Source organism: Rivularia sp. UHCC 0363, assembly GCF_034931125.1.
Lineage (GTDB): Bacteria > Cyanobacteriota > Cyanobacteriia > Cyanobacteriales > Nostocaceae > Rivularia.
In genome coordinates this window covers 1-20,639 of record NZ_JAYGHM010000100.1, presented here as the reverse complement: position 1 = coordinate 20,639, position 20,639 = coordinate 1, and the positions used below count along the sequence as shown (strand labels likewise).

23 protein-coding genes, 2 pseudogenes and 1 CRISPR repeat array are annotated in these 20,639 nt (G+C 36.9%); of the genes and pseudogenes, 9 read left to right on the top strand and 16 right to left on the bottom strand.

The genetic code is table 11. The features are described 5' to 3' along the window. Nucleotides 1-254 (top strand): annotated as a pseudogene (locus VB797_RS32580) (hypothetical protein); the annotation flags it as partial. Continuing rightward, nucleotides 255-440 (top strand): hypothetical protein, encoded by a 186-nt coding sequence (locus VB797_RS32575; protein WP_323241948.1) that lies wholly within the window; start codon nt 255-257, stop codon nt 438-440. A gap of 42 nt (nt 441-482) precedes the next feature. Here VB797_RS32575 and VB797_RS32570 read toward each other — a convergent pair whose 3' ends face one another. From VB797_RS32570 to VB797_RS32520, 11 genes are all read right to left on the bottom strand, one after another. After that, the gene (locus VB797_RS32570; RefSeq protein WP_323241947.1) at nt 483-905 is read right to left on the bottom strand and encodes a type II toxin-antitoxin system VapC family toxin; all 423 of its coding nucleotides are present in this window, start codon (nt 903-905) and stop codon (nt 483-485) included. 26 nt (nt 906-931) lie between these two features. Beyond that, nucleotides 932-1,369 carry a hypothetical protein gene (locus VB797_RS32565; protein WP_323241946.1) on the bottom strand — a complete coding sequence of 146 codons (438 nt, stop codon included), beginning with the start codon at nt 1,367-1,369 and terminating at the stop codon, nt 932-934. A gap of 301 nt (nt 1,370-1,670) precedes the next feature. After that, nucleotides 1,671-4,742 (bottom strand): hypothetical protein, encoded by a 3,072-nt coding sequence (locus VB797_RS32560; protein WP_323241945.1) that lies wholly within the window; start codon nt 4,740-4,742, stop codon nt 1,671-1,673. Then, nucleotides 4,708-5,244, bottom strand: coding sequence for a hypothetical protein (locus VB797_RS32555; protein ID WP_323241944.1), 537 nt, complete (start codon nt 5,242-5,244; stop codon nt 4,708-4,710). Before VB797_RS32555 ends, VB797_RS32560 begins: the two co-directional genes overlap by 35 nt. 314 nt (nt 5,245-5,558) lie before the next feature. Further along, nucleotides 5,559-5,822, bottom strand: a complete 264-nt coding sequence (locus tag VB797_RS32550; protein WP_323241943.1) for a hypothetical protein — start codon at nt 5,820-5,822, stop codon at nt 5,559-5,561. Between the two features lie 30 nt (nt 5,823-5,852). After that, a complete protein-coding gene (locus VB797_RS32545; RefSeq protein ID WP_323241942.1) occupies nt 5,853-6,122 on the bottom strand; it encodes a hypothetical protein in 270 nt (89 codons plus the stop codon). Between the two features lie 130 nt (nt 6,123-6,252). Then, on the bottom strand, nt 6,253-6,630 hold the full coding sequence (locus VB797_RS32540; protein ID WP_323241941.1) for a hypothetical protein: 378 nt from the start codon (nt 6,628-6,630) through the stop codon (nt 6,253-6,255). 86 nt (nt 6,631-6,716) lie between these two features. Continuing rightward, a complete protein-coding gene (locus VB797_RS32535; RefSeq protein WP_323241940.1) occupies nt 6,717-6,962 on the bottom strand; it encodes a Pb-reticulocyte-binding protein in 246 nt (81 codons plus the stop codon). A 35-nt stretch (nt 6,963-6,997) separates the two neighbouring features. Beyond that, a complete protein-coding gene (locus tag VB797_RS32530; RefSeq protein ID WP_323241939.1) occupies nt 6,998-7,360 on the bottom strand; it encodes a DUF6876 family protein in 363 nt (120 codons plus the stop codon). Nucleotides 7,361-7,447: 87 nt separating this feature from the next. Continuing rightward, a complete protein-coding gene (locus VB797_RS32525; protein WP_323241938.1) occupies nt 7,448-7,639 on the bottom strand; it encodes a hypothetical protein in 192 nt (63 codons plus the stop codon). 195 nt (nt 7,640-7,834) lie between these two features. After that, entirely contained in the window at nt 7,835-9,937 is a 2,103-nt protein-coding gene (locus VB797_RS32520) for a WYL domain-containing protein (protein WP_323241937.1), read from the bottom strand. A gap of 357 nt (nt 9,938-10,294) precedes the next feature. Further along, nucleotides 10,295-10,846: direct repeats of the CRISPR family, unit length 36 nt; unit sequence CCCCACCGATTGGGTTAATTCGGAATAATTGGAAAC. A 334-nt stretch (nt 10,847-11,180) separates the two neighbouring features. On the opposite strand from VB797_RS32520, the gene VB797_RS32515 reads away from it, so the two are divergent. The 5 genes from VB797_RS32515 to VB797_RS32495 all read left to right on the top strand — a co-directional run bounded on the left by VB797_RS32515 (nt 11,181) and on the right by VB797_RS32495 (nt 14,464). Then, entirely contained in the window at nt 11,181-11,753 is a 573-nt protein-coding gene (locus tag VB797_RS32515; RefSeq protein WP_323241936.1) for an NYN domain-containing protein, read from the top strand. 46 nt (nt 11,754-11,799) lie between these two features. Then, the gene (locus VB797_RS32510; protein WP_323241935.1) at nt 11,800-12,117 is read left to right on the top strand and encodes a hypothetical protein; all 318 of its coding nucleotides are present in this window, start codon (nt 11,800-11,802) and stop codon (nt 12,115-12,117) included. 45 nt (nt 12,118-12,162) lie between these two features. Continuing rightward, a complete protein-coding gene (locus VB797_RS32505; protein ID WP_323241934.1) occupies nt 12,163-12,369 on the top strand; it encodes a hypothetical protein in 207 nt (68 codons plus the stop codon). Nucleotides 12,370-12,437: 68 nt separating this feature from the next. Further along, on the top strand, nt 12,438-12,923 hold the full coding sequence (locus VB797_RS32500; protein ID WP_323241933.1) for an E2/UBC family protein: 486 nt from the start codon (nt 12,438-12,440) through the stop codon (nt 12,921-12,923). 47 nt (nt 12,924-12,970) lie between these two features. Then, entirely contained in the window at nt 12,971-14,464 is a 1,494-nt protein-coding gene (locus VB797_RS32495) for a HesA/MoeB/ThiF family protein (RefSeq protein WP_323241932.1), read from the top strand. Between the two features lie 163 nt (nt 14,465-14,627). Here the strand turns inward: VB797_RS32495 and VB797_RS32490 are convergent, their stop codons facing one another. The 3 genes from VB797_RS32490 to VB797_RS32480 form a co-directional block, all read right to left on the bottom strand. Further along, nucleotides 14,628-15,425: a DNA cytosine methyltransferase gene (locus tag VB797_RS32490; protein ID WP_323241931.1), complete on the bottom strand. Its 798-nt coding sequence runs from the start codon at nt 15,423-15,425 to the stop codon at nt 14,628-14,630. A gap of 241 nt (nt 15,426-15,666) precedes the next feature. Then, nucleotides 15,667-17,286: a hypothetical protein gene (locus VB797_RS32485; protein ID WP_323241930.1), complete on the bottom strand. Its 1,620-nt coding sequence runs from the start codon at nt 17,284-17,286 to the stop codon at nt 15,667-15,669. A 78-nt stretch (nt 17,287-17,364) separates the two neighbouring features. Next, on the bottom strand, nt 17,365-17,943 hold the full coding sequence (locus tag VB797_RS32480) for a hypothetical protein (RefSeq protein WP_323241929.1): 579 nt from the start codon (nt 17,941-17,943) through the stop codon (nt 17,365-17,367). 280 nt (nt 17,944-18,223) lie between these two features. On the opposite strand from VB797_RS32480, the gene VB797_RS32475 reads away from it, so the two are divergent. Both VB797_RS32475 and VB797_RS32470 read left to right on the top strand, forming a co-directional pair. Further along, nucleotides 18,224-18,817, top strand: a complete 594-nt coding sequence (locus tag VB797_RS32475) for a hypothetical protein (protein WP_323241928.1) — start codon at nt 18,224-18,226, stop codon at nt 18,815-18,817. Beyond that, a complete protein-coding gene (locus VB797_RS32470; protein ID WP_323241927.1) occupies nt 18,814-19,452 on the top strand; it encodes a hypothetical protein in 639 nt (212 codons plus the stop codon). Before VB797_RS32475 ends, VB797_RS32470 begins: the two co-directional genes overlap by 4 nt. Here the strand turns inward: VB797_RS32470 and VB797_RS32465 are convergent. Then, entirely contained in the window at nt 19,445-19,975 is a 531-nt protein-coding gene (locus VB797_RS32465) for a TniQ family protein (RefSeq protein WP_323241949.1), read from the bottom strand. The genes VB797_RS32470 and VB797_RS32465 overlap by 8 nt on opposite strands. 165 nt (nt 19,976-20,140) lie before the next feature. After that, nucleotides 20,141-20,639 (bottom strand): annotated as a pseudogene (locus VB797_RS32460) (ATP-binding protein); the annotation flags it as partial.

Here is a 20,639-nt window from a genome sequence, read left to right as displayed (position 1 = left end):
GACTAGCTGGGGTCGATGATAAATCCCTCAGAGCAGCTTTTATAAGTGCGGAACAGTCACCTTCTCCATTGGCTACAAAGCTTATAGAACATGGCTTTGATGCTGCGGAACAAATCTCATGGTCTTCTGTAGGAATCCCCGATTTAGCTGTGTCAACTGTGCTTGAATATTACGTATTTGAGTCAGGTAAATACAGTAAGGAACAAGCGAGAAATGCATACAAAGCTTTTGCAGCAGTCAGGATTAGTATTTAGATGCGGCAAATTAAGGCTTGGCAAGAGTTAATAGAATACGTCAAGTCACCACAGCCCAGTGTAAAAGATATTTCTGAGGCAATATCATCTGTATTTTTCATGGGAACAGTTGAGCCAAATCTCGTTCAAGGTTTGATTGCTAACCCGCAGTTGAAAAATCAGATGGAAGCGAATTATATACTTTAGTAGCATAGCCGTAATGATTGTTATAACACCGCTCTTCGGAACTCAAAGTATCGACCAATCTGCAATTTTTAAACCAGGAATTTTTTCAAAATCTTTACGGTTGCGCGTTACCACCGTAGCATTGACAGAAAGTACAATGCTTGCAATCCTTAAATCTTGCGTACCAATATTAATTTTAGCTGCACGCAGTTCATTATAGGTATCAAATGCGGCATCATTAAAATCAAGAATATTAGCTAGACATAAACGATTAAATGTTTCTCTTAATAAAGCGTAGCTCGTGACTAATTCCTGTTTTGATTTTGCTCGTTTAATCATATCTAAGCGACCGTACATCTGCTCAACAATAGTTATTATTGTTACTGCAATATCTGACGGATTAATAGTAGCGACTTTACTAATAACAACCCGATTACCTCTTTGTAATAGGGAAACATGGTCAGTATCAAGCACCCATAACTTCATTTGCTTATACCTAGACAAATATTATCTTATTCTTGCGAAGAATCTTCTTCTATAGTTTTATCTAATTCATGTCGATAATTTTCGATAGCTTCAAGCATTTGTTCAAATTGTGAGTCATCTTTAAAAACTCCAGCCATTTCTATCCAGGGGTTTTTTTGTTCATGAGATGGTAATTTAATAGGTAAAGAAATAATTTCTGCTCCAGCCAAATGAGTGTCTATTTGTTGCTTAAGTTGGGCTAAGGCTGTTACTTTATCGCTTGCTTCAACTTGTAACTCAGGTAAACCCAGAACAGTCGCAATCGTTTTCCCATTTTGATCTTGTTTAACAATAACGTTTACAAATATTTCACTATTTACGCTTCTTTTAGGTTGTGATGTTACTTCGGAGAATGAATTCATAAAGATTTTTAAGCATATTTTATTTAATTGTAAGTGAAGTTGCACAAAATTTTGACTAAGCATACAACAATAAATTGGAATCGATATTTAATTGCGGGGAAAAGCTAGCATCCGAGCTACAGCCTTTCTTAGCTGGTGTAAGTCATATGGTATTAAGAAAAGCTTTTAACAGTGCGAATCTGGAACCATCTGAATTACCTACAATACGGGTAAGAGCAAGGCTTTGATGCTGCAAACCATAATTATTGTTCTAAGATTGTTAATAAATATCATCATAAGAGGCTAGAGTCAGTAAAAATATCTCTTCGTCTCCCGAATCTGATTGATCGCAAATTCAAACAATAAATATATAGCAGATGGAATTTTAACCTTGCTGCAAACCTTTCTGCTGCGTAGCGTCATTCTCAAAGCTTCTCTTCTCATCCTCAGTAAACTTGCATACCTGTACGGGTTTCCCTTTCTGCACCTTATATAAAGTTCCGCGATGACTCTCCTCATCAACAATCCGCAGCATTTCTGAAGGTACATGATGAATAACGCGATATTTATCATCTCCAAAAGTTGCTGTTTGTATCTCCTCACCAGCATTCGCGGAATTTTCTTTTAAACTCGCAAGAGCAAGTTTTAGCATCTGTTTTTCCCATTCTTCGCGTTTTACCTTCAGAGGAGCATCCCCAGAAACTGTTGCGCTAATATCTCTTTCGATGTGATTTTTAACATCGCTTACTTTTTCATTAATCGCTTTAACTTCAGTTAGTTGCGTGGTTGACTGTTTTGTTTGACTTTCAGTTTGATTAATCAACTGTTGTAATTCATTCAATTCAATTGCGATGAATTTAGTTCTTCGTCCATCTTGCAACTGGTCGTACTGTAGCGGAAAGTTTAAATTATCGTTTATTCTAGCTGCTGTTTTCTGCTCTGAAACCTCTGTAGGTACGGTGACACAAAAGTAAAGTTCTTCAATATTCTCTTTATTGGCAATACCAATCAAGCTCTCAACACCAAATTTTTTATCAATTTCATTAGATAACTGTTGAAAAATTTCTGTGTCTATATTCTTTTCTTGTAAAAAAGATTCAAAATATTCATTTTTAACTGCTAATACACCTAAAGATGCTTCGTCATCATGCAGTAAAACTTGATTAATTTTCTCTTGATAAATTTCATTGAGAATTGATTTTAATTCATCTAATAAACTTATTTTCTTATCTGTAAGTAAAAATTCTTCTGCTGTCAAAATGTACGGATATCGAACTGTTTGGGAGTCAACTTTTATATGAGCAATAGTAGCAGGTGATGATTCCAGTTTTCCTTCAAACTTAAAACTTTCGACTTTAATACCTCTTGCATTTAATTTCTCGCTTAATAGTTTGAATGATTCTTTATCAATTTCGCCTAAAGGTTTATCGTCAATTAAAGCTATTGGTTTAATTGCCTTTCCAACGTTTGAGATTTTAATTGTTATCGTCCGTTCTTCCCCTTTCCATTCTCTGTTTGATATTTCATACTTTTTCAACTGTCCTACCTTCAGTTGATTACCTTTGCTACTCGTAACAATAACCGATGCGCTCGCTGGAGATGTGATTTCTGCTGTGAAGGAAGTACCGATAGGTAACTGTGCTGATTCGCTACGAAATACCCCTAATTTCTTATCTTCAGCTACTAACCAACGTTTATTTTGTGTTAGATTTGCAGGGTCTGGGGCTTGTTCGATAGTACATTCAACTTTTTCTCCTACCCATTTACGTCCTAAATGCTCGTTACAGGGTTTATGGGTTCCCACAATTGCAAATTCGGTAAATTGCAGTTGTTCTAGTCTTCCGATTACTTCTTCTCCAAATACAGCGAACGCAGCTGATGTTTTTTTAAAGCCGTATTGTGCATCATCTTTACTCGCTGTTGATATTTGCCACATTGCAGCTGCAACTGCTTCTTTTTCTGAATCAGGAATACTTTCACGAGTTGTAATCGCAAACTCTTTGACTTGTTTAAAAGCTGCTCGAACTTGACTGGGTGTTAATCCTGGTTCAATTTTTTGGGTTAAATTATTGAATTCTGTGAATGACTTGATGCTACTTTGGAACTGCTGTAAAGAAGTTTCGGAAATATACCCCAGGTGCTTGCGCTGCTGTTTACCATTACTTCTCAAAGCTGGATTTCCATGTTCGTCAAATACAGGTGCGATGGCAATCCATTTATTGAATTCTGTTTTGTTTTCTACAAGTGCAATATTGAGTTTTCGGTTATCAAAAATATTCGGATGTTTTTTCTGAGCTAAACCAACAATTTCTATTTGACTACCTTGAGGATTGGTTGCAACGATTTTTAAACCCGGTGCTTGTTTAACTTCTTTACTGATATGAATTGCTCGACGAATCAATGAATCGTATATTTTCTTAATACTTACTGCTTTTTGTTTTTGTGCGGGTGTAAATTCAACTCCTTTAAAAAACGTTTGAAACTGTTGAGTTGAACGCGGTACGATTGCGCTTTGTGCGAATGCTTGATTGGTCATTGTTGCCATCTTGTCAATAGCACCGTGACCTTTGATATTCATTGTTTTTTTAGTATAGACTTCACTCGATTTTCTTTCTTCAACCCACGGAGCAACATCAAAGCTTTTGGTAATATTATTGCAGGCATTAACTATGTTTGGGTCGGAACGGTTGGCACTTTTACCTCTGTCAACTTCAATTTGTAATTGTCCTCCTAAAGTTCCTACGACATCATGATAAAACTTACCAATTTTTTCTAAAAGGTTTTCAATTTTTGATTCGGGGATTAGAGCTAAAATTTGATTTTGTGTTTCTGATTGACATAGCTGTGCTAATTCAACTATTTGCGTTCTGAGATTTTCTGGATATTGAATTGAGTGAGCATGATGATTTTCGGCTTTTAACATTTTTACAGCAGCGCAGGAAATATCTTGAATGAATTTACCAGCTTCTTTAGGCGGAATTGAGACACACTCATTCTCAAGAGCAATTCCTTTCATGCATAAATTGGCAACCACACCAATTTTATTTTCCATCGCATCTAATGCTATTTGCTCAAAAGAACCTGTATATGATTTCTTTTCTGGTTTTATAATCTCTTCATAACGGTTTTCTTTGAGTTGCTTTTGTTTAATCTCTTCTGCTGTATGAGGGAAGTCGGATGATAAGGCGATCGCCATTCTATCTCCGTCACAATCGGATAGCGAATGCTTCAATCCTTGAGGTGACATTTTAATTGTGCCAATATCGTGGGGTTCTTCAGGTAAATGACGATTGATGTAAACGTCTACAGTATTGGAATTAGCAGTGGGACCGCGATAAACAATTAATTCTGCACCGTCGGGAAATTTAGGGTAACAAACTTCATTCTTCTCTAAATCATGACAGGTTTGTGCCATAGAGCCGTCAAATTTGATAAATCTTCCCGTAGCGCAATCCATATTTCGTCTGTCCCAGATTATCAACAATTACATTTCCCTTTAAACCTTCCATTTTTTTGATTTCACTACGCATACCTTCAATAGCGCTTGGTGGTAGGTTACTTTCTCCGACTATATCAACATTATCATATGAAAAATCATAGTAAATATCGCCATTCGGTTCTACAGTATTTACGATTGTATTTAATTTTAAGCTGGTTCCTGGTATTTTGAACTCCGGTGCAGGATTACCATTTATGGACATGGACATACCCATATCCATTCGCATATCGGCAGTTTCTTTTTGTCCCGCTTGAGGAGTAAAACGTAATCTTTGACGCGGTTGTGCGCCTGGAGTAATTAATTTTATTTGGGATTTAGGCAAAGTTTGCGATAATTGATTTTCAAGCGGTGTTTTCGGTTGTGTTGTTTGAGCAAATGCACGATTAATGAAGGGTTGTACTCCCGTGCCAATAATGATGCAGATAATTCCACCAACTAACCAATTTTTTTTGTTTTTCATTAGTTTTTTACTAAAATCGATATATTTGTATACTTCATTTATATCAGTAACTATTCCCGAATAGGTTTTAAGCTTTCTGTTGTCTTAGTCAAGAATTTATCAGTAAAAATACTAGTACCGCTGCGCGGAAATAAAAAGTCAAAAGATAAAAGTAAAAACACTTATACCATAAGCTTTTCGCTTATTTAAGATGGTAGTCCTATTTATGCCGTGTTGTACTAGTAGCAGAATGGTTTTATACAAATTCCTAATTTCTGTAGAAAAGTGAACAAAAAAAATTCCCCTTGGAGGGGAGACGCTATTTAAAAGAAACGCTACTGCACGGTAATTGTACGAATCAAAATACTCATTACCTCTCCCGGATTAGAAGTTGGTAACAATGGAGTCCAATCGCGTGTATTTGCATAACCAAGTTGATGTAAAACTCTAATTGTTCCAATTACCGCTTTGCTTGAGCCAGTCAAGGTATGCTTAATTTTATCTGGTTCCGGAACTTGAGATATTATCGGTTGAAAATGAGGAATAGCTAAATCTTGATTGCTCGCATCAGCTAGAAAGTTGCGATATTTTGATTTCATAAGTTGTTTCACCGCTATTACTGAAATTTACTATTTTTTACTCCCCGTGAGGGGTTTTACTAGCTGTAAATATTCAGTTTCTAAAGAATTCGTCGTCCTGAAATATAGTCGAAACGAGCCATCTGGGTATTGCTTCAAATGTCGTTCATCAAAGATTAACTCTCGTCTTTGGAGCCATTGAACAATGATTTCGTGATAATCAACTAAGAACAGTGCAGGAAAGTAAATTCTTCCGGTTTTAACTCCAGTTTTTGGATGAGTAAGTATTTGAAATTGGGGTTTATCAAGAACTTCTGCCATAGATATCACCGAAATAATTCGTAAAAGGAAAGTGTTAAAGTTGATGATGAATTTGAACTTATTTACGACAATAAAAAAGGGGAATAAAATCTTCTTTATCCCCCTTCTGATTTTGTTTGTAATGCCAGTATTAATTCTCGGCTTCTATTTGAGGACTAACGTTTGCATTTACGCGCTCCGCATATTCACGTCTGCGCTGCCAGGATAATTGATTTAGCACCACCAAATCTTCGAGTGTTTTACCGAATTTACGACTAGTGAATTCGAGTAGTTGTTCGAGAGAGAATCGCTGTTCTTCAACTTTTCCAAAATCCGAGGCAAACCGTTCTTTGAATATATCCCAATTAAAATCTTGAAAACTACGTTTGGCAAGCAGTCCACATAAAGAACGAATCGAGTAGTATACTTTTGAGTACAGCCGCTCTGAATAATTGCTAACAGAATACTCGCCGAGAACGGAATCATCAATTGCTTGAAAGTTTGGTGTAGAGGATTTACGTGTAGCCATAAGACAGATATTCCTAATTACTTCATTTGTCTATTGAGCGTAAGCTCTTTTATATTGAGGTGTTACAGTACGTTAAGTTTCGGTAATCAGCACCAAGATGAATCATGATAATCTGCCATCAAATCCTTGATTTCACAGTTGTGCTGATAATCAATTTCTAGTTGCTGCAAGTCTGTGTCTAATACTAGATTTTTAAGTTCTTGCATCATTTCTTTCACATGATTTTCGTCGCTGACACCTGAGTAATAAATTTTGATAAATTTGTCAGCTTTCGTCATGAATTGTTCTAAGTTTGTGACGAATGCCTGTTCTGAACCAATCGCTTGAACCATAATTTTCTCCTTACAACTACAATTTTTGATGCGTCTTAGTATTCGTTTGGAAGCATTAGGACTTTTTCAACCAAATAAACTTTTATATGGCTTAATGGAAAATCTGTATATTCTATTTCTTGGCGTAAAACTTCTTGATTGGTATCCCATTCGCATATCAAAATGCCGGAATTATCTTTGATTTTTAAATGCCAAATTTGAAAGTCTCGTAGTCTTGGATCTGACAGCAATTTCTTTGTTTGATGTGAGGCGATCGCATCCAATAACCAGTAACAATTAGTTTCGTGAGCTAAGTATTTTATACCCTCTGTATATTTCAAGTTGAGCCAGTGTTTGTAGAGAGTAGTTGAACCATAAAATTGCTTTAGCTCGCTGGTTATTTCTCGTGGTGTTTTCATGTTTTAAAATCTTTGATTTTACAGACTTCACTTCTTAATCGGCGTGAGCCGTAAAATACAGCCTTTTTCACCCGAGTGAGGTACACCTCATATCGGTTCCTCACGGTTTCTCATGCGATCTATTTTTCGATGTATGTCATCAGCATCGTTAATAATATCTTTGAAAATACGGGGAAATCGTGCGACAAGAATCTCTTCGGACTTTAATTGATAGTCTAGCTCTGATTTTGATGATTCTGTGCTAGTGACTGCAAACACTGGATTGATATTTGCAAGCATAATGGTTACAAGCGCAATGTTGGAGAATGTTTTATTCATGGTAAAAAGAATGAATGAAGATTTACAGGTAAATAGTTGCGAAATTGCGAACAATTGAGATGCTTTGTTAAACCCTGTATCTTATATCTAATTTTTAATTGATAAAAAAGAAAACTTATTATAGATTTATTTTTGAATAATACAAGCAGATTATTATCAATAATTATCAGCAATTCCCTGACCAATTTGTTTGATTTTTTCAACTAATTCTGGTGGTTTGATAACTTTCACATTTTCACCAAAACCTATTATCCATCTCCAAAGATCAAAGTCTTGTAATGACCATTTTGTTAAAATAACTTGAAAACGATTGGGGAAATCTTTATCTTCTGTTGGTTCATCCCAGAAAAATATTGATTTAGGTAAATTAACTTTTGGGCTAGATTTGGGACGAGCCATTTTGATTTTGCTAAATCTTTTAGGTCCTTCGGTAATAAAATGATAGATTTTATAGTTAAACCATAGTTCAACTGTAACGCAAGCTTGCGAGCGAGCTTTTTTATCAGAACTGAGAAATTTTTGTTGATTGGTAACGCTATTTCCTAAAAATATTCCAGCACCTCCTTGGATAAGTTTGTGTAAATTTTCGAGTGCTTTTTCTTGTTGTTGACGAGAACGAGATTGATTTTGGAGATTACCTAAAAATAATCTATCTAAACGTTCAAATCTAAGTAAACCTGGTTCTTCTTCCCCTTTTACGCATTCATATCCCAAATACCAAGCTAAGTTATGAAATATGATTTGTAGGGGATAAACTTGAATGAAACTTTTTGCATCTCCTTGATATTTAGCACTACTACTAAAACGACTAAATTCGATTAATTTACCGTTAATTATTGCGTCTTCTAGATACGGTAGTTTTTTGAAAAGTGATGTTTCGTGTAAGTATTTTTCATCTATAATGCAATTATTTGTGATTGACCTGACTGGGTATATATTTTCATTAGGGTTAATAAATTTTGACTGTAACATTTTTTGTTTGAACGTATTATATAAATCTAGTGCGAGGGGATCATCTAAACTGTTTGCTTGGGATTGTAGTATTTCAAATACTTTAATAAGTTCTTGTTGGGATAGAATACCCGTTCCAGCACAATAACCTTTTCGCATGGGAAATGATGGTAATATTTGATATGGTTTGAGAACTTTCTCGATATCTTTACGAATGGTTGCTAGTTCGCTTTTGGCATTATAAATAGTTCCTGCTTCTTCAAGGGATTTTGCAAGAGTTGGTAAGCTACCTCCATGATTATTATTTAAATATGGATTGTTAACTATTAAGCGGATTGTTCCAATTAATCTGTTAAATACTGTTTGTTCCGAATAACTATGTAAATTAACCTCACCCCTTTCCCTTGTTCTTGTTAAGGAGAGGGGTATTGAAGATTCTTGCAATTCAGGTAAAATACCAACAGTTGCTAAATATTTTAAATTATCATTTATCGCATTTTCGCAAGCGTAAATATTACCGCGCTCTTTGGCAACTATTGCGGTGATTTCTTGTATATCGCTGCTGAATTCTGCTTTGTAGCCGAGGATTTTTTCAAGTAAATCGGGATTCGTATTTTGTAAGTTACCGATACCTGGATATTTGATAATCAACGATATTAAATGTAGTAATTTTTCAAAATCAAGAAAATTGCTATATTCATGGAGTGTGATATTGGCTTTACGATTTTGAGAATTAATTATACTGCGAGGCAGTTTTTTGATTAATTTTTCAATTTCTGATACTGAAAATTTCGGTGATGTAATATCAACTGTATTTATCAGTGTAAAACCTTCTGCGGTAATCGGTGGAAAGTTTTGCAGAATCTCATGCATTCCTTGAAGAATTGATTCGGGAACTTGGCGATCACGATTTTGATTCCATCGGATACTTGTTGACAAAGGCGTGTTTAAATACCACCCAATCCAAACTAGGGAATGAGTTGTTCCTAATTTTTGTTTAACTTTTTGCAAGAATTCCAAACGCAACGCACGTTTGAAATTGGTGGCATCATATATTATGCTTTTACCTGTTTGCAAGCTGGTATAAATACGTTGAATCGCTTCAGTTTCGATTTGCTTCCAGTCTCCCTGGATAATCGCATCACCGTATAGTTTGGTACGAATATCATCCGTAGAAATAATTTGATAATTTCCTTGTTGTGATAGTAATTTAGCAAAAGTTGATTTACCACTACCGGGTATACCAATGAGAAAATGAGCGATGGGATATTCTTTTTGCTGCAATTTGTTAGGTGTAAGTTGAAGCATAACTTTTTTGACCATCGCTCTAGCTCGTTCATGTATATAATCGTAGTCGCCTGAATGCGATATTTGTGAGTTGTTCGTGCGAATGAGAAATAATTGTAGGGTGTGTGACGGTTAAAGTAATTTATCAAGCATAACCAAATAATTTGAATTTACCGTCACGCACCAACGCTAAGTTATAATCAACTCGAATTCTACTCAAAACTAATATCAAATATTTCAGTATCTATAATTTTAGTAAGAAGTATGTAGAATCACTTTTATCTGAAGTAAAAATATATCATAATACTTAAGTGGGTTTTACTAAGGTTTTAGATAAAAATTTTCTGGTTTTGTTTAAAAGCCTTGATTTATCTAGCTTTGAAGCGATTGGGTTAATTCGGAATAGTTGGAAACTTGAGCATTTACGTAAGAAGAACCAGAAATCAAATTAACCCCACCGATTGGGTTAATTCGGAATAGTTGGAAACATTTGCTCGCTGATTTTTATTTGAATTTTTTCAATTTCCCCACCGATTGGGTTAATTCGGAATAGTTGGAAACGGTAGGGATCTATTCCCTGCCTTGCCCACCATTTCCCCCACCGATTGGGTTAATTCGGAATAATTGGAAACACGCCTTCGTTGTTGGCATTTTCAATTTCCATGAAAAAACACCCCACCGATTGGGTTAATTCGGAATAATTGGAAACACTAGAACGGCCACCAAGAAGGTGGTTCTATTTCTTCGACCCCACCGATTGGGTTAATTCGGAATAATTGGAAACTTTGGCTCCCTTCTCATTTTTATTTCTGTGAAACCATCCCCACCGATTGGGTTAATTCGGAATAATTGGAAACGTCACCTCCTGTGCCGACTACAATAACTACATCTACGCCCCACCGATTGGGTTAATTCGGAATAATTGGAAACTAAGAAAAATATCCCCAAATTATTTAATTAATCGGGGATATTTTTTTATAAAAACCGATTAACTTTGCAAATTAGAAACACTATACGCGGAATATAATTTAGGACTTACGCAACTGGCACATTTTTTATTGTAGGGTGTGTGACACGTTGAGAAATTTTGAACGTAATAATCAGCTTCTTCTGTGTCACGCACCATCCGAGTCTTGTGACACGCAGCCTTAGTCCTGTAATTAAACGTTCTGCACTCCGCCATATTTACGGAAACGCCTGTTTCCAAGCATGGGTTTTAATAAATCATATACAAATACAAAACCTTTTCTCGAAGGAAAAACCTATGTTAAGAAATCGTCGCGTTTTAGTATTTGCAGATAGTGATAATACTTACCTAGCAGCACAAAGCTTCAACCGAAAAATCGACTGGCAACAAATCTGTCACTATCTCGCAGACCCAAAAGAAGGCAGAGAATTGATTGAGATGGTGATTTATGTGGGTCTACCCCCAGCCAGAGAAAGATTTGAAGAACAACGAAAAGCTAAAGAAAAATTTGTTTATTGGGCTAGAAATAACGGTTTTTTAGTTGTCACCAAAGAAGGAAAAGCTAAAGGGGAAGAATACGAAAGCAATATTGATGTCGTGATGGCAATGGATGCAATTGAATTAGCCTTAGAAGTAAAACCAGATATCGTTGTTTTGGTAACTGGAGATTCGGATTTTGCTTATTTAGCCGAAAAACTCAGAAGAAGAGGAATGCGAGTTGAAGTTGCGTCGGTAGAACAATCTTTAGGTAGTGAGTTAAAGAATGCAGCTAATAGCGTAGTCGATTTAATTGAAATATTTGATTCATTCAATTCTCAAAATGGTAATCAAACATTTCATCGAATCGGTAATGCAAGCATATTTGATTAATTGATAGTAACAATCAAGAGTTTGTAACTATGAGGTCATAAAAACGATGCGAACAAATAATGGAAAATTGATTGTTCAAGGACAACAGCAGTTAGAATCAGAAATCATCAATATTAGTCAAAAACAAGACCAAAAATATACACAAGAAATCGATGCGATTAAACATCGTCTTACACAATTAGATAAAAAATGTATTCTGCTCGAAGAATCATTAAGTAAACAGTTTAATCAATTTGTGATTATAAATGTTTGTAGTGTTTTAGGATTATTATTCCTATTATCTTCAATGCAAACCAATAATCAACAAAGCAATCAAGAAGTGAGTCAAGTTGTTTCTTCTGAGAATCAAATTAGAACTATATAAATTCAACACAAAAATACATCATAATCAAGTCATAAAGGAGATGAAATGAGAGCAGTTGTTAACGGAAAATTAGTAGATTTACCACAAGGAATAACAGTAGAACAATTGAGAAAAAAATTACCAGAAATTGGTAATGATGATGTGATGGAAGAAGGTTTTGGTGGAACTAAGCCGTTGAAAAATAATGAAGCACTCAAAGAAGGTTCAAAAGTCTGGACTGTACCCAAAATAGTCAAAGGTTCGGAGAATTAAATTTTTTGAATTACGACTAATCCAAAATCCTTGCACAAACATATCCGTTGTTAAAATCTAAAATCGAGATGACTATTACAATTAGCCAAGATAAATACGAATTTCAACCAACTTCGAGACTAATCGCAGAACTTAAACTATTAGAAAAAGTCGCAAAAAATGTTGTTGTTGGAAGTAAAACATTCGAGGGTGTCAGATATACAGCTATTTTAATTAAAGGAATGCCTTTATCTTCTCAGAAGTTCACGGTATCCAATACCGATGTTTTGTTTTTATTACCTCCCGATTATCCCCAACTACCACCCATCGGTTGCTATCTTAATTACCCTTGGAACACCACTGGAGAAGGAGACCATCATTTTACCAGACAGAGTTACTACGGAGCGCCGTTTTTAAGTGACGAAGGATGGTATTGGTACTGCGTCGGTTTGGGAGGAGGATTTAATCGAGAGGTATGGTTAAATTCATGGAAGCCGAGCCATCACGTAAACCAAGGGCATAATTTAGCCACACTATTTGTTACTGCACGTCATGCAATTAATAGCGACGACTAGGATCTATAACTTACGCTTCAAAAATAATCAATGAAAGGTAAAATCAGATGATATATCATAATAAATTAACAGAATATCGCTTACATATACCACCAAAGATGTGGCAAGAATTCCGTCAAAATATGTTAGATTGTCGGGATATTAACGAAGAGGTTATTGGTTTTTTCTTCTGCAACCGTCATCAAATCTCGAAAAAGAAAATTCGCTATATTCCTAAAGCTTGGATTGTCCCCTTTCCAGATTGCTACGAAATGCAATCTACAAGCGGATTGGTGTTAACACAACAATTCCATTCTTATTTATTAGAAAAGTACGTAAAACAAGGATTGCACGTAATTCATATCCATACTCATGTTGGTGATATCGCACCAGAATTCTCTTCAGTTGATGATTATTATGAGTCAGAATATTCTCGCTTTCTTACCCAGAATTTTAAGAGAAAACCCCGTTTAATTTCTGGAGTATTTAATCAGTCATTACAAAAATCTAAATTTCGCATATGGAATAGAAAAGGTAATAATTTTGATAATGTGATATTTTCCAATTCATATCTAGAAATGATTGATATTGATGCTGAAACTGTTACAGAACATCAGGACACACCAACAATTCAGCATTATGGAATAATAAATCCGACACAACCTGCATTAGACAGTCAAAATCAAATGTTTACTAGACAGAAAATATTCGGCGAAACTTGCCAAAAACAACTCAATCAACTCAAAGTAAGTCTAATTGGTTGTGGTGGTATAGGTTCAATATTTGCCGAATTATTAGGTAGATTGGGCGTAAAAAATTGGGTATTAATTGACCCAGATAAATTAGAAACAGTCAACCTCAATCGTATGCCAGGAGCCACACAAAAAATGATTGAGCAACGATGGAATAAAGTTCATTATGTAAAACATTTAATTAAAAAGATTTATCAGACAGGTTCTTGCGTACATGCTATACCAACACAAATTGATTGTGAAATTGCCTCTTCAGAAATAGCAACATCAGATTTAATAGTAGTAGCCACAGATAATCATCTTTCTCGGAAGATAGCCCAGGAATTAGCATTAGAATACATGCGCCCCTTGGTTTGTCTTGGTACTCACATAGACATTAACCCATCAGACAATAAACCGCGTATGTTTTGTCGCATCACCATACCTCCTTTAGGTGGTGGTTGGTGCTTGATGTGCGGGAATATTATTAGTTTGCAAAAAGCCGCTGTAGAATCCGCACCAATGCAAATCAATCAAATGGTTGCCAAAGCCGGTTACATAGATGGAGTCAATGACCCAGCAGTATTTTGGTTAAATAGTATTTGTGCTAGCACCGCAGTTGGTGTAATTCATGGAATGGTAAGCGGTTTTTTGAATCTAAGCGCTGGAATTGATTGGATTTATGAATTTCCGAGAGCAGTTTGGCATCAGACAAATACTAAGCATTTAGAAACACCATCATGTTATTTTTGCTCTCACTCGGATGATTTGGAACCACCTACAGAAGAATTTTCGATAGAAAGCGATTTTGAGATTATTGATTATTGGTAATAGTTATGAAGATGTCTATATCTCAAACATTGTTTCGGAAAATGTAAGGATATCGGTTTTATCGATGTAAAAAGTATGAAAATTTGTTATAAACCTCGGACTTGTTGATAGAAAATAATTACTTTTTATCTTGCTATTATCCACCTTATCTTGAGTCAAAGTTTTAGTTTGTGAGTGAGTAAAGATAAAGCACTCGCTCCCAAACGATTCTCGCGAGTCGTACATCTAAACAATTTCCAAGGGCTGCTCGGCGATCGCGAGTAACTCTGTCGCCGCTCGGCACTCCTGCGGGGATGTCCATCCGATTGGCAGCCCAAACTGTATTTCTAGCCATTCGGGGTTGAATACTTCCTTCTTGCCAATTAAGCCTAACTTCTTGGCTTTGGCTTCCGATTTGGTGGTGCCAGGGGGTCGCCCTTTTCCACTCCAGCTTAAAGCTCCTGGACGTGGCAACGAGTAAGAGTCTTTTTCCAGACCACCTCGTTCCAAACCTCGATGTTCCGACAATAATCCACTCTGCATCATACCCGCATTCATAAAGCTGCCGGAGCACCTGTTGAAAATATGTTCCGGGTTCGTTTCCTGGGTATTGGGGAGCCGACAATAATCCGGGTACGTTTTCGAGACAGAAGAACTTGGGTTGGATTCTGGCAACGAGTCGCAACACTGCGGGGATACAGTCTCGCTTGTCGGCTCCTCCCAAACGCTTTCCTTCAATACTAAAGGGCTGACATGGAGGCGATGCAGTGATTGTGTCGATTTCTCCTTTTTCAACTCGGAGGTGCCACACGTCATTGTAGATTGGCACATCGGGGAAGCGTTGTTGCAATCTTTGTTTGCAAAATGAGTCGGTTTCGCAAAGTCCGCATAGTTTGACTTTTCCGGTGATGATTCCCGATAGGGGGAAACCGGCTCCAATCCCGCTGCACAAATCAAGCTGTCGGAGTTTTCTTGTTCCCATTTCTCCCAAGCCTCTTCGTATTCACTTAAGGTGTCATAATCATCCGGTTCTGGCGGCTCGATGCTGTCATCCCAAAAAATCATAGGATTGCCATCTGAATCGAGTTTACGCGGCATTTCCCCAAAATGTGCTGGGTTCCAACGGTCAGACGAAGAAATTTCTTTCACTTTCATTCTCCCCAGAGCGTTTTATTTGAAAAAGGATGCACCTATCGAAACTTTTTTATACAATAACTAAAAGCTTAATTAGCCGAGCAAGATATATTTTCTCGCCATCGACGCAGCTGATGATATATCTCAATTTCATGGAAGGCTCGGTTTTCCCATATTAACGTACCAGGAAGCTTAATTTCATACACCCCCGAAGCTATCTCCTTATATTCTTCTATGACACCATCTTTCTTGGCTTTATTTAATACCCTGACACTATCCGGAGTGATATCAATCACCCTCCGTTTTTGCTCAACATACAGAGCATTCCAGGCTTCTCCTTTAACTTCTGGATACTGGTTAAATATGATTCTAATATCTTCCCAATCTCCTTGTATTAGTACATCAATTGCTTTGTCGAGAGGTGTCGGTTCCAACTCTAAATCCGACTCTTGGGGTTCCTCTAAATATTCTTGTGCTTCTGGGGCGCTAGTATAAGTCCTAAACCTACTTGTTTCTTCTACTACTTCTAACTCGCTCCAATGGAAATAATTATTGAAACCATCAACTTTAACGAGGATGGGAGTGATATTCTCCCCATTTAATCCGATCACCTTACCTTGTCTGTTCCGAAGATTCCCTGTTTTAATTTCTACAGTAGCAGGTATATCGAATCCCATTGATACGAGAGCGTCATTCCGAACGTCCGTGTCTACCCATGCCAACTCTTGCTCGAAGTTGTGATAGCTAGCCAAAGTTGCACCCCAAGTTTCTCTCCACTGGGGATTATGGTTGACGGCATAATTAGAAAGATGCTTGAGGGATGTTGCATCATGCCGAACTATATTCGATATGGCATTCCATCTTTTTTCTTGGGGAACTGCTGCTTCCCATCGCTGGCAATTCTCCGCAATTAAGTTGCCCGTTTGATTATCAAGGAAGCCGATATCATTAACATCAGCTTGCAGTTGTTCGCTCAATTCTTGCCACTTATCTTTGACGGTTGGACTTTGATTGACTAGTGGGACTGATTCACTATAATGATTATCATCATTCACTCTCACACCAACACCATTCACATCAGGGGCAGCACTTTCTTCTGGTTGCCCTTCCGTAATCTTCTGATATAAATCAGCAACTGCCTCTCTGAGTATTGCTTGAGGAATCAACCCATATTCATCCATTAATTTTTGGGTCAATACTCCCGTCTGCTGGTCATCTTCGTACACAGGGGGAAACTGCGCGTAGCGTTCCCCCCGACAATTTCTGCGCCATATTGAAGGTTTTTCTGGTAACTCCGATTCTTTCTCTTTCTTAAGTAATGCTTGCCTTTCTTTGATTAAATCGAGAACGCGATCGCAACTTATATCATCCTCATCAAGTTGGTTTAATTCTTCAATTATTGGTTGGTACTTCTGGGAGCATAATCTCAATAACGTCGTAACGGGGATTTGAATTAGAGCATGGGGACGATGGGCAAAATCTTGGAAATGTTCTGCTAACTTGAGCGCCCGTTTCTCCTCCATGCTGCCTTTATCCCAACCGTACCTGTGGAGTAGTTCCCGATATTCACTCCTGCTATATGCTCTCTTATATTCCCACAGTAAGAAACTAGCGTGAAGGTATTCTACGGTGCTGGTTTCTAGATGCTTAACGGGGTCAGCATCTATGTTGTGAGTCTCTTGGTAGCTTGATTTTTCTAGTAATTGCATGATATTATCTAAACTCGTTTTTATGATTTTTTGGTCTTCCTTTAAGACCAACTTTTATTCATTCAGCTAAATCAAATATTAAGCAGCGATGCTAGTCTGCTCTTTTTTGCCATATGCTGCGAGTGCATATGCCAAAGTATGTTGATGATATTTGGGCATCAATGGTAACTCGATGTCTCTACCCCATTCGTATATTGTGCGTTTGGATATTGTTAAAGTCTCTGATAGTAACGTGAGGTATTGTCCACGAAAATTGGTGGAGCTTACCAATTTTAATCTTTCACAAGGCGATAATCCTTTTAAAAGTGTTTCCTCCATGAACTGCATTGCAGTTAGTCTTGGGGCTGTGTAATCAAGGGAAGCAATTTTCTTCAATACTTCTGGAGATAAGGCTATCTGCGCGTAGCTGCAAGTTTTTCTCGCATGTTGTGGCATACCTTCAAAGTTCGGATTATCCCCCCAGCCTCTTACCGTTTTTTTCTGGATTCCTAATATTTTGGAAAGTAGATTGACGCATCTGACGGAGTATCCAAAACTAATCTCCTCATCTAAAATTTCTTCTAGAGTGAGCTTATTAAAACCGAAGCAATAGCGTAAAAATTGCCTTGGAGCAAGAATGTCAGATGGTAAATTTTTCAAAATCTCGTAGTTGTTCATTTTCTCTTACAAGTCGAATATTTCCCACAAGGTGCATAAAGTACTAAAATTTGGTAAATCATATGCAATTGTGTAATACCTGTTTTTTGTCATGCAGCTAATATCCAGAAATCATTCTTATAGTAAACCGCAACTGCAATTAAGTCAATATACCGCATTTGCAGACAATCTCCTTTGACTGCAATGTTTTTAAGTATATTAGGTCAAATCCACCAAATTAATTTTTGTAAAGATATAGCGATGCTACCGCACTAAAAGTATTTAAAGCTAAATTGGGGGTATGGGTAAAAAAGGAAAACTGCCTGTAAAAGGCGTAGGTGAAATTTGGGCTGAGAGTAAATCTGAAAATTTGACACTTAGGCTTACTCCTACGGGTAAGCGGTTAGCGAAGGAGCGTGCCGAACAAGAAGGTTTATCTTTAGCTGAAGTTGTCGAATTATATGGTAGAGGTTCTATTAAGGTTGAGCAGGTTGACGGCGAGAAGAGAATAAATCCTCAATCCGTTATAGATTCGCTCAAAACGTTTACTAAAGAACACCTAGCCGAATTTATCAGCATTGCAAGTAAACTATTAGTTGGTAATTATATTGAAATACAAGATTCAGTGGAATATTCCATTGCAGACCTTATAAAAAAAGAGGTAGATTCACGTTACGGCAAAGATATTGCGGCTTTTGCTGAAGATGTGGCGCTACCTATTGAAAGGGTAAAGGCTTTGTTAAATGGCGAATACCCATCTGACTTAGATCTAATTTCTATCGCTACCTTCTTAACTAAGGAGGATGGTAGTACTTATACACTAGAAGAAGTGATTGCTATTAGAAAAAGCTTTTTTGGCAACGGTCATACTTCAGGGGAGGAACTGCGTCCATGAGCCATTCAATAGTTACTAAAGCTTTAAAAATAATTGATTCTCACGCAGCTAATTTACTGATAGCGCAATTACCCGTTGTAGATTCATCTAATAGTAAATTATATTTTGAAGACGATAATGCTATTTTATGGGTTAAAACTAAATATTTAGCTGTATCTCTTAAAAATAATTATATTGATATAATCCCCCTGCTATGTGATTGGGGAATAAAAGAGCTAAAAATATTTTGGAATGGTTCTGGTAATAGGTATTTTCCAATTTCCTCATTATTTGCATCGACTTCAAAAGGGTTAACTTTTATGTTTAATAAAAACTCACCTGTTTTAGAAAAAAATCTGGCAAAATCTGCGACAAATCCAAATAAGGATAATAATTTACCTATAGATATCAGCGGTTTTGAACTGCCTTCAACTTATTTAAAGTATGCTAGCTACGAAATAATTCAACAATTTATGCTTGATGTGCGGCGTAGAGGTTATATTGTGACCGCTACAGATATGACGAGCAATACCTGCTTGATGGTAAACGATTTACAAGCTCCCGACCGTGGTTGCGGATGGAGAGGACGCGATTGGATTGGTTTAAACTTTTTAATGTTATGGCGCGATAGCTTCGATACTGGCAACTTTAACTAGCAATTTCAGGAGCTTTTTTCATTTTGCTTACTTCACCACTTTTGAATCTGGAACTCCCCAGCCATTTACCGCATTTATTACAGTGTCCTGTCTGGGAATCACCAGAAAGTACAAGTTGTGTCATCAAGCAATGAGGACACACCGACAAAAAAGGGTGGTGGTGGATTGGACAAATCTGAACTACATTAATACACCAAATAAGTGGCTCATAAATACTTTTATTAGTATCATGCCATTCTTGATAACAGAAAGGACACCAAACACGCTCATGACGAAGTAAACCCCTTTTAGAAAGCACTTTTACCCAAGGTCTGAGTGTAAGAAAATGTAAGTCTGTTCGTTTCGTCAAGATGGACATTGCACGTACTAAATTACTTGCCGTTAAACCCGTTCCATTAGTTGCTGTTCTATCTCTATTAACTCCAAGAATTTTGCTGATACTTTCATTTCTTGAGTGTGATAATTTTCTTTCTCTACCCATAAGTGGGGCAATTTCATTTAGGAGTAGTCGTCGAGTAGTAATGCAGTGTTGCTCAGCTAATCGAATGACATAGCCAGTTAAACTTTCTACATCTCTGAGTTCCTATACCAATCGGTTCTAGATGATATAAGCGACTTCTTGGAGGAATAGGAGTTTTTTGGACATCCCACGATGGGTAAAGTTTTAGGTTTCGAGGGAGCATATTATTTAAGTTCCTACTTGGCGACGCTTAGGTTTGGGTTGTCCAACTTTTTTGTGTACTCTTCGTCGGGTTGTGTTGCAATTGACAGGCGATTGTGAAACCGATTGTTGCTGATTTTCAATAGGATTTACTGGTAAACCTAGTTCAGCACGTAATTGTTCAACTTCTGTATATAGTTGTGCATGATTTCTCTCCCCTTCTTTAATTTTCTTGAGGATATTTCGGCATTGAGCTACGGATAAGGCACGCTGTTCTAAATGTTTCATTTCAACAGTATTTGCACCTTCGGTAATTGCGTCTCGATAAGCATTCTTTAACCAGTTTTTCAGAATTCCTACGCAGCCCAAACTTCGCTCGTAACAGTAATCCCAATGCGATATTAAATCTGGCTCTTTAACAATCGGCATATGAAGTTGAAAACCCCACACTATACTTTGAAATATCTCTCTATCTTTCGCTATATCAGCGTGGTATCTAGGAAAGTGAAGATAAACGCTACGCCGA

Bases quoted from the DNA above. Each gene is read 5' to 3' on its own strand.
- VB797_RS32575 (WP_323241948.1), top strand. From the start codon at position 255: ATGCGGCAAATTAAGGCTTGGCAAGAGTTAATAGAATACGTCAAGTCA.
- VB797_RS32570 (WP_323241947.1), bottom strand. From the start codon at position 905: ATGAAGTTATGGGTGCTTGATACTGACCATGTTTCCCTATTACAAAGA.
- VB797_RS32565 (WP_323241946.1), bottom strand. From the start codon at position 1,369: ATGCTTAGTCAAAATTTTGTGCAACTTCACTTACAATTAAATAAAATA.
- VB797_RS32560 (WP_323241945.1), bottom strand. From the start codon at position 4,742: ATGGATTGCGCTACGGGAAGATTTATCAAATTTGACGGCTCTATGGCA.
- VB797_RS32555 (WP_323241944.1), bottom strand. From the start codon at position 5,244: ATGAAAAACAAAAAAAATTGGTTAGTTGGTGGAATTATCTGCATCATT.
- VB797_RS32550 (WP_323241943.1), bottom strand. From the start codon at position 5,822: ATGAAATCAAAATATCGCAACTTTCTAGCTGATGCGAGCAATCAAGAT.
- VB797_RS32545 (WP_323241942.1), bottom strand. From the start codon at position 6,122: ATGGCAGAAGTTCTTGATAAACCCCAATTTCAAATACTTACTCATCCA.
- VB797_RS32540 (WP_323241941.1), bottom strand. From the start codon at position 6,630: ATGGCTACACGTAAATCCTCTACACCAAACTTTCAAGCAATTGATGAT.
- VB797_RS32535 (WP_323241940.1), bottom strand. From the start codon at position 6,962: ATGGTTCAAGCGATTGGTTCAGAACAGGCATTCGTCACAAACTTAGAA.
- VB797_RS32530 (WP_323241939.1), bottom strand. From the start codon at position 7,360: ATGAAAACACCACGAGAAATAACCAGCGAGCTAAAGCAATTTTATGGT.
- VB797_RS32525 (WP_323241938.1), bottom strand. From the start codon at position 7,639: ATGCTTGCAAATATCAATCCAGTGTTTGCAGTCACTAGCACAGAATCA.
- VB797_RS32520 (WP_323241937.1), bottom strand. From the start codon at position 9,937: ATGCTTCAACTTACACCTAACAAATTGCAGCAAAAAGAATATCCCATC.
- VB797_RS32515 (WP_323241936.1), top strand. From the start codon at position 11,181: ATGTTAAGAAATCGTCGCGTTTTAGTATTTGCAGATAGTGATAATACT.
- VB797_RS32510 (WP_323241935.1), top strand. From the start codon at position 11,800: ATGCGAACAAATAATGGAAAATTGATTGTTCAAGGACAACAGCAGTTA.
- VB797_RS32505 (WP_323241934.1), top strand. From the start codon at position 12,163: ATGAGAGCAGTTGTTAACGGAAAATTAGTAGATTTACCACAAGGAATA.
- VB797_RS32500 (WP_323241933.1), top strand. From the start codon at position 12,438: ATGACTATTACAATTAGCCAAGATAAATACGAATTTCAACCAACTTCG.
- VB797_RS32495 (WP_323241932.1), top strand. From the start codon at position 12,971: ATGATATATCATAATAAATTAACAGAATATCGCTTACATATACCACCA.
- VB797_RS32490 (WP_323241931.1), bottom strand. From the start codon at position 15,425: ATGGGAACAAGAAAACTCCGACAGCTTGATTTGTGCAGCGGGATTGGA.
- VB797_RS32485 (WP_323241930.1), bottom strand. From the start codon at position 17,286: ATGCAATTACTAGAAAAATCAAGCTACCAAGAGACTCACAACATAGAT.
- VB797_RS32480 (WP_323241929.1), bottom strand. From the start codon at position 17,943: ATGAACAACTACGAGATTTTGAAAAATTTACCATCTGACATTCTTGCT.
- VB797_RS32475 (WP_323241928.1), top strand. From the start codon at position 18,224: ATGGGTAAAAAAGGAAAACTGCCTGTAAAAGGCGTAGGTGAAATTTGG.
- VB797_RS32470 (WP_323241927.1), top strand. From the start codon at position 18,814: ATGAGCCATTCAATAGTTACTAAAGCTTTAAAAATAATTGATTCTCAC.